General features: G+C 53.9%; 14 protein-coding genes and 1 pseudogene. 14 read left to right on the forward strand and 1 reads right to left on the reverse strand.

Annotated features, from left to right (window positions below):
- From L691_RS27800 to L691_RS0104445, 10 genes and pseudogenes are all read left to right on the forward strand, one after another.
- A pseudogene (locus L691_RS27800) lies at window positions 1-547 on the forward strand (hypothetical protein); the annotation flags it as partial.
- A complete protein-coding gene (locus tag L691_RS0104405) occupies window positions 544-1,791 on the forward strand; it encodes a CpaF family protein (protein WP_025689022.1) in 1,248 nt (415 codons plus the stop codon). The pseudogene L691_RS27800 and the gene L691_RS0104405, both read left to right, overlap by 4 nt.
- A 22-nt stretch (window positions 1,792-1,813) precedes the next feature.
- Window positions 1,814-2,722, forward strand: coding sequence for a type II secretion system F family protein (locus L691_RS0104410; protein ID WP_025689024.1), 909 nt, complete (start codon window positions 1,814-1,816; stop codon window positions 2,720-2,722).
- Window positions 2,723-2,775: 53 nt separating this feature from the next.
- Window positions 2,776-3,606 carry a type II secretion system F family protein gene (locus L691_RS0104415; RefSeq protein ID WP_051459299.1) on the forward strand — a complete coding sequence of 277 codons (831 nt, stop codon included), beginning with the start codon at window positions 2,776-2,778 and terminating at the stop codon, window positions 3,604-3,606.
- 13 nt (window positions 3,607-3,619) lie between these two features.
- Window positions 3,620-3,808 (forward strand): Flp1 family type IVb pilin, encoded by a 189-nt coding sequence (locus tag L691_RS0104420; protein WP_025689026.1) that lies wholly within the window; start codon window positions 3,620-3,622, stop codon window positions 3,806-3,808.
- A 12-nt stretch (window positions 3,809-3,820) separates the two neighbouring features.
- Complete coding sequence (locus L691_RS0104425) at window positions 3,821-4,495, forward strand: TadE family protein (RefSeq protein ID WP_025689027.1); 675 nt, start codon at window positions 3,821-3,823, stop codon at window positions 4,493-4,495.
- A gap of 48 nt (window positions 4,496-4,543) precedes the next feature.
- Entirely contained in the window at window positions 4,544-6,793 is a 2,250-nt protein-coding gene (locus tag L691_RS0104430; protein ID WP_025689028.1) for a hypothetical protein, read from the forward strand.
- A gap of 10 nt (window positions 6,794-6,803) precedes the next feature.
- Window positions 6,804-7,847 carry a TadE/TadG family type IV pilus assembly protein gene (locus L691_RS0104435; RefSeq protein WP_232229095.1) on the forward strand — a complete coding sequence of 348 codons (1,044 nt, stop codon included), beginning with the start codon at window positions 6,804-6,806 and terminating at the stop codon, window positions 7,845-7,847.
- 24 nt (window positions 7,848-7,871) lie between these two features.
- Window positions 7,872-8,387 carry an A24 family peptidase gene (locus L691_RS0104440; protein ID WP_025689030.1) on the forward strand — a complete coding sequence of 172 codons (516 nt, stop codon included), beginning with the start codon at window positions 7,872-7,874 and terminating at the stop codon, window positions 8,385-8,387.
- Window positions 8,388-8,424: 37 nt separating this feature from the next.
- A complete protein-coding gene (locus L691_RS0104445) occupies window positions 8,425-9,963 on the forward strand; it encodes a DUF6382 domain-containing protein (RefSeq protein ID WP_025689031.1) in 1,539 nt (512 codons plus the stop codon).
- A gap of 50 nt (window positions 9,964-10,013) precedes the next feature.
- Here the strand turns inward: L691_RS0104445 and L691_RS0104450 are convergent, their stop codons facing one another.
- Window positions 10,014-10,478 carry a DUF2621 family protein gene (locus L691_RS0104450; RefSeq protein WP_025689032.1) on the reverse strand — a complete coding sequence of 155 codons (465 nt, stop codon included), beginning with the start codon at window positions 10,476-10,478 and terminating at the stop codon, window positions 10,014-10,016.
- A gap of 170 nt (window positions 10,479-10,648) precedes the next feature.
- Here L691_RS0104450 and L691_RS0104455 point away from each other — a divergent pair, with 170 nt between their 5' ends.
- The 4 genes from L691_RS0104455 to L691_RS0104470 form a co-directional block, all read left to right on the forward strand.
- The gene (locus tag L691_RS0104455; RefSeq protein ID WP_025689033.1) at window positions 10,649-11,776 is read left to right on the forward strand and encodes a deoxyribonuclease IV; all 1,128 of its coding nucleotides are present in this window, start codon (window positions 10,649-10,651) and stop codon (window positions 11,774-11,776) included.
- A gap of 44 nt (window positions 11,777-11,820) precedes the next feature.
- Window positions 11,821-12,720, forward strand: coding sequence for a formyltetrahydrofolate deformylase (gene purU / locus L691_RS0104460; RefSeq protein ID WP_025689034.1), 900 nt, complete (start codon window positions 11,821-11,823; stop codon window positions 12,718-12,720).
- 115 nt (window positions 12,721-12,835) lie between these two features.
- A complete protein-coding gene (locus L691_RS0104465) occupies window positions 12,836-13,570 on the forward strand; it encodes a hypothetical protein (RefSeq protein ID WP_025689035.1) in 735 nt (244 codons plus the stop codon).
- A 15-nt stretch (window positions 13,571-13,585) separates the two neighbouring features.
- Window positions 13,586-14,022, forward strand: a 437-nt coding sequence (locus tag L691_RS0104470; protein WP_025689036.1) for a hypothetical protein, incomplete at its 3' end; no start/stop codon positions are given.

Raw genomic sequence — 14,022 nt, forward strand, 5'->3', positions numbered from 1 at the left:
CATAAGACGCTATGCTGTAAGACTGGACGCGCTGCACTGCGATACCTTCCGACCTGTCAGCAATATTAAGGAAATGCTGCATATGAGCGCAGGGGATGCGCGGGAGTTAATGGAACTGCTGGCCGAGGATGGGGGCTATGATATCGTCATCGTCGATACGGGCAGCATCGGGGAAGATCGCGCCGGGGCGGTGGTGCAATGCTGCGGGCGTCTGGTTTGGGTGCTTCGGGACGACGAGATGGGCGTCTACAAAACGGGAAAGTGGCTGTCGCATTTCACATCTCCGCATTCTGGGATGAAGGCGGATTTGTCCGGCAAGAGCCTATTTGCAGTAAACTTCGCCAGGGAGAATGCTCCGCAGATACCTTCCAGTGAGGGAATAGAGCCTGATGTCCTGCTGCCTTTCATCTCCTCCTGGAATCTGCCCAATAGAGGGGAGCTAAGTCTCAATTCGCCGCTGTTCCAGCGTGGTATTCAGAAATTATGCGGAATGATTGCGAGGATGCCGCAGCCGGAGCTTCAGTCAGGCGGAGAGGAGAATTCATGAATGACGAATTATTCCGGGCTCTTCGCAGCGATATACGCTCAGGGCTGGATGTGACCTCCTCCGTGGGAAACAGTGAGCTGATCTCGCATATTGAAAGGACGATTTTTGAGCGGGAAGAGCTGCGATCGTTAACGGCCCAGGAGAAGCGTGCGCTTGTCCGCAGACTGTTCGATTCCTTTCGGGGGCTGGATGTGCTTCAGCCGCTCGTCGACAATCCGGCCATCAGCGAGATTATGATTAACAGCTACGAAGATATTTTTGTCGAGGAGGAAGGGGAGATCCGCCGCCTGCCGCTGGCGTTCGAATCGGCGGACAGACTGGAGGATATTATCCAGATCGTCGTTTCCGACGTCAACCGCGTAGTTAACGAATCGTCGCCGATTGTCGATGCCCGCTTAAAAGACGGGTCGCGGGTCAACATTGTGCTCCCGCCCGTCGCGCTGAAGGGCCCGGCGATGACGATCCGAAAGTTTCCCGAGTCGCCGATGACCATGGATGATCTTGTCCGCCGGGAAGCCATCAGCCAGGAAGCGGCCGATCTGCTGAAGACGCTCGCAGCCGCTAAATACAATATTTTTATCAGCGGCGGAACGGGTTCGGGCAAGACGACCTTTTTGAATGCCTTATCCCAGTTCATTCCTCCGCAGGAGAGAGTCATTACAATTGAGGATTCGGCAGAGCTGCAAATTGTGACCGTGCCTAACCTGGTATCCCTGGAGACCAGGAATGCCAACACGGAGGGCAGGGGAGAAATCACCATCCGCGATCTGATCCGCTCGTCGCTGCGGATGCGTCCCAACCGGATCGTCGTCGGCGAGGTGCGCGGCGCAGAGGCACTGGATATGCTGCAGGCGATGAACACTGGTCATGACGGATCGTTGTCCACCGGCCATGCCAACAGCGCACGTGATATGGTCAGCCGTCTGGAAACGATGGTACTGAGCGGCGCCGATCTTCCGGTTGCCGTCGTCAGACAGCAGATCAGCTCGGCCATCGACATTTTTGTCCATCTGGCGAGGCTGCGCGACCGATCGAGGCGGGTTATGGAGATCAGTGAGGTTGTCGGGATGGATGACGGAGAAGTACGGCTTAACCCGTTGTACGAATTCCGGGAAACTGGCGAGAGCGGAGGACGACTGCGGGGTGCGCTGGAAGCAAGCGGCAATCCTTTACGGCATACAGAGAAGCTGGCTATGGCGGGAATGGCTTTTACTCCGCTGAGTCGTTATGAGGGCGCAATTTAATTAAGGAAGAGAGGCGGGAATTATGCCCGAGATACTGAGAAAGAATCGGGGGCAGGCTGATTGTGCAGCATCCAATTATCATCTGGTGATCCGTGAACCGGCTAACCGGGGACCGTCCCGGGCTGAGACGGTTAAGCGGAGTCGTGCCGCTCGAGAGCAAGCGGGGAGCAAGCATGCCGCTGCGCCTCGGTTGCCGGATTATACCGTATACACGCTGAATTTGCGGCAGAGAATCATTTCGGCGGCGGCAGGCGGCTTCATTCTGTTTGGGGTCGGCTATCTATTCTATCACAATCCGGTTATCGCCTTGTTATTGTCGGCAGGAGGATATTTCGCCCCGCGTATTTGGAGGGATTATCTGAGGAAACGCCGCCGCGATATGCTCAACCTTCAGTTCAAGCAAATGCTATTCTCGCTCTCTTCCTCGCTGTCCGCGGGCAGGTCGGTGGAAAATGCGTTTCGTGAAGCGGTGCAGGATTTGAAAATGCTCGATCCGGAGGGCGGCAGCGATATGATTGCCGAGCTGAACATTATCTGCGCGCGGCTTGAATATGGGCAGCCCATTGAAGAAGCGCTGCTTGATTTCAGTACGAGGGCAGATATGGAGGATATCCGGCGGTTCGCCGATGTCTTCTCCGTCTGCAAACGGACGGGCGGCGACCTGGTGGAGGTGGTCCGCCGCACCTCAAGCATTATCGGCGAGAAGCTGGATGTCCAACAGGAGATCGCGGTCAGCATTTCCCATAAACGGTTCGAGTCCAAAGCACTTCTTGTTTCCCCGCTTATTATGCTGCTGTTTATGAGTTTTAGCGCGGGGGACTATATGCAGCCGATGTACACCGGGTTCGGTATGCTGATCTCGACGTTTGCGCTAGCTGGGCTGATTCTGTGTTATTTCTGGATCAGCAAAATTATGGACATTCCACTGTAAGGAGAGTGGGGAATCTGAGATGGATTTGCGGATTGGCGGCTATTGCGCTGATCATGGGCTGGATAGCGCTGCGCGCCAGAAGCGGGAAGAGATACGCTTCCCTGCGGAGCTTGCTCGTGGACGGCTTGCGGCTGCGCAGTCTTTCGGAACCGCTGCTTATGCTTCTGGAGAAGGGTGGAGCTGCCCGGAAGTTTCCGGTATTCGCATACCGGCTGCAGCGGTCGGTGCAGCGGATATACGGGCAGCGTCACAGTGCGGAAATGATGCTGCTGTTTATGGGAGAGATGCTGGCCTACAGCTGGCTGCTCGTCTTGGGCGGCTGCGGCTTAACAGCGCTCAGCGGAGAGCCGTCCGCACTCGTTCTGGGAATTCTGCTGGCCATACTGCTTCCTGCCGCACTTACAGCAGATCTGCACAAAAAGGTCAAGGTACGCGAACAGCTCATCATGATGGAGCTGCCGGATCTGCTGAGCGGGATTGTACTGCTGGTCAGCGCGGGTGAGACGGTGCAGCGGGCGATTACGCGCTCCCTGGAAAGCAGAAAGAATGACGGCCATCCTCTCTACCGGGAACTGCTGACAATGATAGGCGAGTGGGAGAGCGGCTATTCGCTTCAGCAGGCATTTGAGAATTTCAGCAAGCGCTGCGCCGTGCAGGAGGTGTCGCTATTCACGACGACGGTGCTGCTGAATGTGCGCAGAGGAGGAGGGGATTTTGCGCTCGCACTTCGCGATTTATCCCGGCAGCTATGGGAGAAGCGCAAGGCGGTCAGCCGGACGCGGGGTGAGCAGGCATCCTCGAAGCTGGTATTTCCGATGGTCATTATTTTTGTAATTGTAATTGTATTGGTAGGCACTCCGGCTTTTATGATGATGAATATGTAGGAGGATGAGAAACATGTTGACTTTTGTGGAGAAAAGCAAAGATTTTTGGCTGGATGAGGAAGGCTTGGGAACGCTCGAAATGATTCTGATTATTGCCGTACTGGTCGCCGTGGTTATATTGTTCCGCCAGAAGATCAAAGAGGTGATTTCGAATCTGATCGATACCGCTGGCGAAAAAAGCCAGGAAGTATTTGAAGAGTAAGCAGAGTTCAGGATGAGAACAAAACTGCGAGGCGAGGAAGGAAGCTTCACCGTGGAGGCGGCGATGGTTCTGCCGATTATTATGTGCGTCACAATGCTGCTCCTGTTCTTCTGCTTATACAGCTACCAGAAATCAATGCTGCTTCAGGTTGCGTCTTCCGCAACCGAGCGGGCCGCGTACAATTGGGACAACAGCCATAAAGCCAGGGACGGATCGTTCTCGCAAGGAGAATATGATTCCCTCTACTGGCGAATCGGGGATGATCATCTGCTGGGCAGCTTGTTTGGGATCGGAGAGAGTGGCGGGGCCGCTGCAATACAGCTTCCAAGCGGCGGCATGCAAGAAGACAATCTGCCTTCCGCCAAACTCGGGAAATCCGCTGTAAGAATTCCGAACAATATGCCGGGAGAAATGAGCTACAGCTACACTTTCACGGGAAGAAAAGTAAATGCCAAACTTCGGAGGATGCTGCATTTGCCCGTTCTGGACGATATTCTTTCGGACGGAGCACAGCCCAAGGTTACTGCACAGTCTCTTGTGGCCGAGCCGGTGGAGTTTATCCGTACCGTGGATTTGATGCGCTACTATGGAGCCAAATTTCGTGGAAAGTCTGCGAATAATGAACCGAAGCAGGCCATGAAGCAGCAGGATGCTTCCGCCATGATGACTAAACTTGGAAACCGCTAAGGGTAGTTAAACCATCTGATGTACATGTATAGATGAGAGGAAAAAAGGATGAAAAGACGAATTGCGGCCCTAAGCCGCTGCGCCATGCGGTTTAAACGCTGGAGAAGGCAAACGGAAGGATCGGTATCGGTGTTCCTGATCATGGTGCTGGCCTTTGTATTTCTTTTCTCCGCAGTACTCATTGATTATGCGCGAATGGCCGCTGCTAGTGTGCAGAGTGAACGTCTGGCGCGTGCAGCTGTTCGGTCGGTGATGTCCGCGTACGATGTGGAACTGCGGGAACAATACGGGCTCTTTGCCTTCGGCGGGAGCGATGGAGACGAGCTGATGGCCCGGGTTCTCGATGATTCTCTTCGTAAAAGCGGGCGAGGGGACGGTTTCAATCTGGTGAACCTCGGTCTTGACACCTCTACGCTGGAATGGAGCCGTTCGCTGGGCAGCTATGATGTATTCCGCCGTCAGATCAACGAGGAAATGAAATACAAGGCGCCGGTTGATTTCGCTCTCGAAATCGCAGGAAAGTTCAAGCCGCTGTCCGGAGCCATGGAGGAGGCTTCGCGTACGACAGACCTGTTCGCCAAGCTGCAGCCGCTTTATGACAAGCGGGAGGCGGCTCTCGACCGGATGCTGGAACATAGGCAGCAAGCTGCGGAAAATGCGCGGAAGCCGCTCTCGGTTATTAAGAATCCGCCTGGCGGAGGCGTTGCCGATAGTTCCATAGGAACTATAACAAGCGCAGCGGATATCGCTGCCCAATATAACGATTATGTGAATAAGTCCCAAGCCGATTTAAACAGGGACCCGAAAGAATCGCCGAGCTATACATCGGCTATCAATTCCTATCTAGAGCAATCCGCGGCGGTTATTTCCAGACTGGACAGTCTGCTTTCTGATTGGCAGAATAACCATGCCCCGTTGATGAGCAAGGCAGGCGATGCCCTTAAGGAAGCCGAGGCAGTCAACGAAGAAATGAGAGAAGCCATACGGCAGGCTAGAAGCGCGAGTGCAGGAAGCGGTTATGACTCTTCTGTCTCCTGGGATATCCCTAACTCCGAGGCGAATGTTACAGCTCGTCCTAACCTGCTGGAGCAAGCGGAGCAGCTGCTGCTTGATACCGCAGACTTCCGGGGCATGGAGAATAATCTGGCGATGCAGGAAGCGGCTTATCGGAATGCGGAATCTAGAGCTTCCTCTATTTCGGGGGGAATTAACCCTTTATCGGTGGGGCTTAACGGCAACAGTGGCGCAATGAAAGCGGCGGTGACCGGCGTGGCGGAGGCCGTAGATGCCTATTTGCATGATTACGGAAACGGAGGGGCCGTTATCGGCCAGGAAGCGTCTGGTATCGAGGAGCACAGAGGCTCGGACAACCAGCGTAAAGAGCTGGAAAGAGAAGCGAAGACTAAACTTAGGGAGGCGCTTAAAGTTGCCGAAGCTCTTCGCAATCTGAGCGGCGGTGCTGAAGAAGCGCTGGAGCGTTACGAAATGCTGAATCAATATTACGAAGAAAATCTCGAATATAACCGAGGCCTGCGTGAACATTTGCCGGAAAATGCTGCAGAGAACGATCCATATGCCGCCGGAAGTGCGGCCATGGACCAAATGGACAATCTTTACGAAGCGCTGAGCGGCGTTATGCTTGCCTCAAGGGACAGACTGTTTCAAAGCGAATATGCGGCGCAGTATTTTCCGCATTTTGATATTTCCCAGCTTACGGGTATTGCCGAAGGCTCCACTGAAGAGATCGGGGAGAAACTCAAAGAGCAGCTCGATCCGCACAGTCAGGAACTGGAGTACATTCTGTACGGCTTCGATCAGCCGGGATTGAATGTAGGGGCGGCATACAGCGAGATCTTCGCGGCGCGGCTGGCTATTCGTACAATGGAAGGATTTGTGAAAAAAGCGGGATTGGGCAATCCGCTGCTCGTCGTGGCGGCCGCAATACTGTACGGGGTGACGGAAGCGGTAAAAGATATGATTATGCTCTGCCGGGAGGGTGAAGTCCCGTTGTCCGAATATGTACCGGTAAACCTGACCTACCGTGATTATTTGCGCCTGTTCATGGTGCTGCATGGCTCGGGAGAAGCCGAGCTCTCGCGGATGCTGGCCCTGATCCGGCTGAATACGGGCATTAATCCGGATGACAAGAGCACCTATGCCTCCACCGAGATAAGGCTGGGAATGCGGCTGTGGTTTCTGCCTGGTATTATGAAGCTGCTTCAACATACCGGCGCGGTTCCGGGGGAAATTGACGGCCAAACTTATTTCAAGGCGGTTAAAGCGGACTTTGCGTATTGACGGGAGGGACATGAGGGAGATGGAGGATCGGCGCAAGAGGAGATGGAGATCTCAAAACGAAGGCAGCATGGTTGTGGAAGCGGCAATGGTGCTGCCGGTATTTTTGCTGTTCGTGCTGTTCCTGATCTTTATCGTACAAATGACGCTGTATTCGACCGCTCTGCAAAGTACAGTGTCCGATACCGTCAAAGAGGTGGCCGCTCATATGTATCCTGCCGCTTTGGCAGCGGAGAAGGCAGAACAGTCCAGAGCAACCTCCGGAGAGGCCAAGAACGGGACCGAGAATCAGGCAGCCGCTGACAATACAGGAAGCAGCAAAGCCGCTGGCACAGATAAGACGCCGGTGTGGACCATCCCGCGGCTGTCGGTCGCCGATTGGGCCGAACAATACGCTGCCGAGCTGCCTCCGCCGCTTGATGAGTGGATCAGAAGCGCTGCGGAAAAAGGGGAAGGTCCTCTCCAGGAGCTTCAGGCCGAAGGCTCGGAGGCCGTTTTGGACGCCGCTGTCAAACCGCTGCTTAGGCCCTATGTCGCTTCGGATATGCTGGATTACAGGCGTATTCATGTCTCGAATCTAATTGTTCCGAAATTGAAAGACGGCGAGAAGCCTTACTTCGGCCTTCAGGTCAGCTACGAGCTGCCGATGAAGGTGCCGTTCCTGAACCGGAGCATTGTACTGGAGGCCTCCTCCGTCGAGCGGTTGTGGATAGGGGATACGGGTGAAGGCGGAAGCGGCAGTCAGGAAGGAGGAGGGGAAAATAACAGCTCCATTGCCATTCTGGAGAAACCGAATCCTGCAAGGCCGAATAAACAAGGAGTCATTCGGATTAAAATAGCACCAAATGCTTCGGCAAATCTTACGGTCTTCTATAAAAGCGGAAAAAGCACCGCCAAGTATTTGGGGTGGAAGACAGCGGACGAGAATGGCTATATCGAGTGGGAGTGGAGGATCGGCGGCAAAACGACGCCGGGCTCATGGCCAACATTTGTCATTGAGACAGAGGATGGCCAATCGGCGGAAGGCCAATTTTACGTAGCGGATAAGCCGGACTGACTTGCAAAAAGAGGAGCTTGGAAAATGGATGAATGGGCGTTTTGGGGTTGTCTGCCCTTTTTGGCGGCGGCCTTCCTGACGGATACGCTGACGATGAAAATACCGAACTGGATTACAGCGCCGGCCGTACTTGCGGGCCTTCTGGCTCAAGGGCTGACCGGAGGCTGGACAGGCTTGCTGTTCGCGGGAGCCGGAGCGGCCGCAGGATTTATGCTCCTGTTACTGATGCATATGATCGGAGCTGTCGGGGCGGGCGATGTTAAGCTTTTTGCCGGAATCGGCGCTTGGACCGGGTTTTCGTTTACCGCTCAGGTTATCATCTACTCGCTGCTGTTCGCGGCGGTGATAGGCTGGATAATTATGCTCAAGAGGCGGGAAACCTTCCGCCGGCTGCGGAGTGTCGCAAGACTGCTTACGGGAATCTTTTATATACCGAGATGGACTTGGTTTAAAGGCCGTGATAGAGAAATGCTGAGGTTTCCCTTCATGCTCGCTGTGTTTCCCGGAGCGGTAGCGGCTTTTTTGGGAGGCTGGACATAATTAGTATCTGTTTATTTGGAATTGGGGGTGAGCATCGTTGTTTGGATTGACCCGGGACTTTGTGCAGCAGGATGGCATCCGGATGGTGCTTGGGGGACGGGAGGGAATGCCGATATCGAGGCTGAATACGGTCCAGAGCCGCATGCTCTCCTCGTTAAGCATTCCGCATCATTTGCGGCTGTTTCTCAAAGAGGTGGATCTGAGTGTAACACTGGAATATTCGGTATCCGGCAAAAAACTGCTCTCGCATCTTCTCAAGGGGGCAAGACTGAGTCTCGCCGAACTCTACGGGCTGCTGCTGCAGATTGCCGAAGGTATGGAGGCCGGCAGACTGCATATGCTGCGTCCCGAGCAGTATGCTTTGCACGAGGATTACATTTTTATCGAAGGAGCGCTGCAATCGGGAAAGGTGTATTTAACATACGTTCCACTGGAGACGATCGAACCGGCGCAATCGTTGGGGGAGAGTCTTAAGGGACTAATCATGACGGTGATGCCGAGCGTGACAGAGCTGAATGGTGATGGCGTCCAGCGGCTGCTGCACTACTGCGGAGAAGATGAATGTACCGCCTTGGGATGGAAGGAGCTTCTTTCGGCGCTGCTGACGGAGGATGACGGGGAGCGGAATTCCATAGTGAACGCGGAGACTGAGGCGGCGGTTTCCACTTCGACGGAAGCTGTCAAGTTGCCTGTTGCCGAATGGAGGGGCGGAGAACAGACGAGACGATGGAAGGACGAGGACGACGCTGAACCTGACTTAGCCCTTGATACAGCCAGTCCGCCTAGCGGCGGAAACTCCTCAAAGAAAACGTATATTTTGCTCGGATGTATTCTGCTGGACGCCTTGCTGTGGAAATACGTGTACCTCGACCATCCCGGAAGGCTTCCCCTGATGCTCTGCGGATTAGCAACGGTGGTGTTCATTGCAATTAGCGCCTTGGCATGGATAGGGAAAATAGGAGGCGGCAAATCGGAAGAGGAAGAGTTCTTGGAGGAGGACGCGGAAGATCCGGGAAATAGATTCTCTTTTGGATTCGGATCGGCCTCGCCGTTTGGCAAACAGGACAAGTTTGATGAATCCCAGAAGTTTCACTCCCCGCCTGTTGAACGGAGTAAGCGGGTGTCCGCCGGAATTCTTGAATTTGGACCCGGAGAACAAGAGAGCAAATGGACGGAGGAGTACCCGAAGACCTCGGACTCCGGGTCGGCTACCGTTCTGCTGTCCAGAGAGAAAGTCCCGGCTTCCGTGGAAGCGAAGCTGCATGATGGGGGGCTGCCCTATCTCGAAAGAACGGAGGAAGGAAGCGACCGGCGGGAAAGAATCGAGCTGAACCGGGCAAGCTTTATTATCGGCCGCTCACCGGAGGTGGCACAGTATGTGGAGTCGTCGGAAGGAGCCTCCAGAGTGCATGTCGAGGTATTCCGCAGCAGGGGCGGCTATGTGCTGAAAGATCTCGATTCGCGCAACGGCACCCGGTTTCAGGGAGAGGCAATGATTCCTTACAAGGAATATCCACTGGCTGACGGAGACGCCTTCACTATTGTAAAAGGGAACTATACCTTTCATCAGTGTTAACGCTTGTGGATCGGGCTCATGATCTGAGCTGCCGCAGCGCTTATTGAAATTCACTTCATTAAATGGCGGTAAGGGGAATAGTCAATATGATTCTTTTCCAGAAATTGAATCAGGAACCGGCTGTCGCGCCTTGGAGTGGCGGAGATGTAGCCTCTAATGCAATGATCACGCGTGACCTCGGTTGCATCGCTTTCGACGGCGATCCTGCCGATTTCGGCGGCGATGGAGTGTTTGGCGATATCGCGGAACGGTCCGGGGACGGGCTGCACAAGCTGGTCGAGAAAGGCTTTGGATTCATCGCTCCACAGCGGACGGCTGCGTTCCACCCAGTAGTTTTGCCAGTCCAGCTTGGATTTTCCGTCCGCTTTGGGCAGCACTTTGAGGAATTTACGGAACATGAAATAGCCGCCGATGCACATGCAGCCCAGCAGCAGAAATGTCCAGAAAGCGATTGTGTTCATAAATAAACTGCTCGGTGCCGCAGACAACCAGCCAAGCCCTGATTTAATAATCATAACTACACCGCCTTATCAATGATTATGATCACTGACTTCTTTCCAATTTAAAATATAGCATATAGCCAGCGTTTTGCGAAGGAGCGAGCCAGATATCGGCAATGCCTAGATTTATTGTCCCAATCACGATAAAATAAGTCTTAATTCGTGAAAGAAAGAGGGAAAAAGGCATGCTTAAAATTGGTTCCCATGTGTCGTGCGCGGACAAAGGACTGCTCAGCGCGGCAAATGAAGCGAATGAATACGGTTCAAGCTCTTTTATGATATATACAGGCGCACCGCAAAATACCCGCCGCAAACCGATCGAAGACATGTATCCCGAAGAAGGCAAAGCGGCGATGCGGGAAAACGGCGTTGAAGAGATTGTCGTTCACGCTCCATACATCATTAACCTGGCTTCTTACAAAAATCATACCTACCAGCTTGCCGTCGATTTTCTCCAGCAGGAGATCCACCGTACGCATGCCCTGGGTGTCAAGCACATCGTGCTTCATCCGGGCGCTTATACCGATAAGGACCCGGAGTACGGCATCCAGCGAATCGCCGACGGCCTGAACGAGGTGCTGGGCGGCACGCATGAGACAGAGGTTCATATTGCGTTGGAAACGATGGCTGGCAAAGGAACGGAAATGGGGCGGAGCTTTGAGGAAATCGCGTCCATGATCGATAAAGTCGTTCACAACGAGCGGCTGTCGATCTGCCTGGATACATGCCATATTCACGATGCCGGTTACGATATTGTAGGCGACCTGGACGGCGTTCTCGAACAATTCGATAAGACAATCGGTCTGGACCGGATCGGCGTGGTGCATATCAACGACAGCAAAAATCCAAGCGGTTCGCGCAAAGACCGCCATGCGCCGATTGGTTCGGGCTGGATCGGTTTTGATACGATTAACCGGGTCGTTCATCATGAGCTGCTTGCCGGACGCCCGTTCATTCTTGAAACGCCGTGGATCGGCAAAGACGCCAAGACCCAGCGGCCGATGTACGAAGCGGAAATTGCGCTGCTGCGCGGCAATGTTCAAGAGCGTTTTGGCGGGGAGTTTTTGGCCCAGGTTGAAGAATTGCACGCTTTCTTTGCCAAGCAGGAGCTGGACCCTAGACAGTATGTGCTGGATATTTGGAATTTGCTCAAGACCGACGCCAAGGCCAAAAAGGCCGATCCGCGCGAGCCGCTGGAGCGTCTATACGATCAGGTAATCGCCGCCGGGCTATTCCCGGACTTAAGCGAAGAGGCGGTAAATCACCGGCTGATCGCCTGGCTGGCGGGCAAGCAGGTTCTGGTTAACGCTTAAACTTTAAGAGATGCGTACATGATGAGAGGATGGAAGGAATCCAAATGGAATTGCATGTAAAAAGAGAACATTCTACTTCGGACGAGCAGCACCCCAACCGGGCGCGAATGCTCATCTCCTGTCCGGACGGCCCGGGAATAGTCGCCGCGGTATCCCGCTTTCTGTTCGACCACGGAGCCAATATCGTGCAGTCGGATCAGTATACGATGGACCCTTCGGGCGGAATGTTCTTTATGAGAATTGAATTTGATCTTCCGGAGCTGGAGCAGCGAATGGCACAGCTTCAGGCGGAGTTCGGCGAAATCGCCGGACAGTTTCAAATGAACTGGCAGATGTTCAATGTCAGCCATAAAAAGAGACTCGCGATCTTCGTATCCAAGGAGGATCATTGCCTTGTCGAGCTACTCTGGCAGTGGCAGGCGGGCGATCTGGACGCCGATATCGCGCTGGTTGTGAGCAATCATGCCGATATGAAGGAATACGTTGAGTCGTTCGGCATACCGTATCATTACATCCCTGTAACGGCGGATACGAAGGCGGAGGCGGAGCGGCGGCAGCTGGAAACGATCAGAGAAGATATCGACGTCATTATTTTAGCCCGGTACATGCAGATTATCTCACCTTCTTTTACCCGGCATTACAGGAACCGGATTATCAATATCCACCATTCCTTTCTTCCGGCTTTCATCGGCGGCAATCCTTATGCCCAGGCATACCGGCGCGGGGTGAAAATCATCGGCGCTACCGCCCACTATGTAACCGAGGAGCTTGACGGCGGTCCGATCATTGAGCAGGATGTGCAGCGGGTCACACACGGGGAAGATATTGGCGAGCTGAAGCGGATCGGCCGCACAATTGAGCGCGTCGTTTTGGCCAGGGCAGTCAAATGGCATATCGAGGACCGTATCCTTGTTCATCAGAACAAGACGGTCGTGTTCAATTAATTGAATAGCAGTTTACTTTTTAGGTAAAAAAGCATTTTACCCACACATTGGCGCTCTATGCCAAAGTGTGGGTTTTTTATGCGCAAAAATCAATCTTGCAAAGGGGGAAATCCACTTGTCGGCGCAGCGCGGTCATTTATTGAAGCGCAATTATATTTTTGCTGTTCTGATCTTGATTGTCGGTTTCGGTGGTCTATTGGGATATGATCTTTACTTCAAGCCCTATGTGCTGTCCCAAACCGTGGTGAAGGTTAAGGTAAATGGGGGCGGGGTCCTGCCCAAGAATCACGAACTCCAGGCGGCCGAGCTTTATCTTGATTCCGTACAGACGAAGGATGTTCCTGCCGGGGCTGTAACGGAGATTAATCGGGCTGAGCGCAACATCACCAACGTCAGCCTGACGGATGGCAGCATTTTGACGGAAGGGCTGGTTGATTTGAACGATGTGGAGCCCAGAGCGGACGAGGGGATTTTTCCAGTTCCGAAGGAAGCCGTCTATGCGATTAACGGTTCTCTCCGCAGCAGGGACAAAGTGGATATTTATCTTGTGCAGGAGGAAGCGAAAACTATGGGAAGCTCCAACCTTGCGGCAGGTTCTGTCCACGGAAGCCCGGGCGGTGAGCAAGCGGCTATGCCGGAGAAAGCCTTTCTAATCGGAGTAACCGTAAATTACGTCCGCACGGAAGATAACAATGACGTTCGCGACACGGAGCTCGGCAATGACAACAACCGGGTGACCTCAACCGGCAAGGTGGCCGTTCCAGAACTGAAGCTGAAAAAGAGTGATGGCGAATTGCTGAAGCAGTACCTGGAGCGCGGCTGCAAGCTGTGGATCGTCCGGGTGGAATAGGAGGAATAGAACATAATGAAAATTTTCAGTCTTGGCTTGGACCAACTGACGATTAACGATATCCGGCAGGCCGGCTACACCGTTGTTATGCAAACCGCGCTCCCTGATCCGCAGCAGACGGCAGGTCATATGCTGATAGCGGCAAGCGGACAAGCCGGAGTCTCTGAACTGCGGGGGCTGCGCGAAAAATACCCGGATACGATCATTCTTTACTTTTATATGGAGCACGGGGTTCGCGGGTATCACGGCATCCATCTGACCTGCGAGGAGCTGGGCGTGTATTTTCTGCCGCCGCGCTCGACTTCTTTGGCGATTATCGAAAAGATCAGACTCATTCTGAAGGAAGACGGGGACGAACGCAGCAATGTGGTGGGGGTACTCGGTTCCGGTCCGGGAATCGGCTGTACGAGCGTGGCCGGGCTGCTGGCAGGAAGGATGGCGGCGGCAGGCCG

The organism is Paenibacillus zanthoxyli JH29, assembly GCF_000520715.1.
GTDB classification, from domain to species: Bacteria; Bacillota; Bacilli; order Paenibacillales; family Paenibacillaceae; genus Paenibacillus_AQ; species Paenibacillus_AQ zanthoxyli.

Excerpts from the sequence above, each read along its gene's own strand:
- L691_RS0104405 (WP_025689022.1), top strand. The coding sequence starts at position 544 with ATGAATGACGAATTATTCCGGGCTCTTCGCAGCGATATACGCTCAGGG.
- L691_RS0104410 (WP_025689024.1), top strand. The coding sequence starts at position 1,814 with ATGCCCGAGATACTGAGAAAGAATCGGGGGCAGGCTGATTGTGCAGCA.
- L691_RS0104415 (WP_051459299.1), top strand. The coding sequence starts at position 2,776 with ATGGGCTGGATAGCGCTGCGCGCCAGAAGCGGGAAGAGATACGCTTCC.
- L691_RS0104420 (WP_025689026.1), top strand. The coding sequence starts at position 3,620 with ATGTTGACTTTTGTGGAGAAAAGCAAAGATTTTTGGCTGGATGAGGAA.
- L691_RS0104425 (WP_025689027.1), top strand. The coding sequence starts at position 3,821 with ATGAGAACAAAACTGCGAGGCGAGGAAGGAAGCTTCACCGTGGAGGCG.
- L691_RS0104430 (WP_025689028.1), top strand. The coding sequence starts at position 4,544 with ATGAAAAGACGAATTGCGGCCCTAAGCCGCTGCGCCATGCGGTTTAAA.
- L691_RS0104435 (WP_232229095.1), top strand. The coding sequence starts at position 6,804 with ATGAGGGAGATGGAGGATCGGCGCAAGAGGAGATGGAGATCTCAAAAC.
- L691_RS0104440 (WP_025689030.1), top strand. The coding sequence starts at position 7,872 with ATGGATGAATGGGCGTTTTGGGGTTGTCTGCCCTTTTTGGCGGCGGCC.
- L691_RS0104450 (WP_025689032.1), bottom strand. The coding sequence starts at position 10,478 with ATGATTATTAAATCAGGGCTTGGCTGGTTGTCTGCGGCACCGAGCAGT.
- L691_RS0104455 (WP_025689033.1), top strand. The coding sequence starts at position 10,649 with ATGCTTAAAATTGGTTCCCATGTGTCGTGCGCGGACAAAGGACTGCTC.
- purU (WP_025689034.1), top strand. The coding sequence starts at position 11,821 with ATGGAATTGCATGTAAAAAGAGAACATTCTACTTCGGACGAGCAGCAC.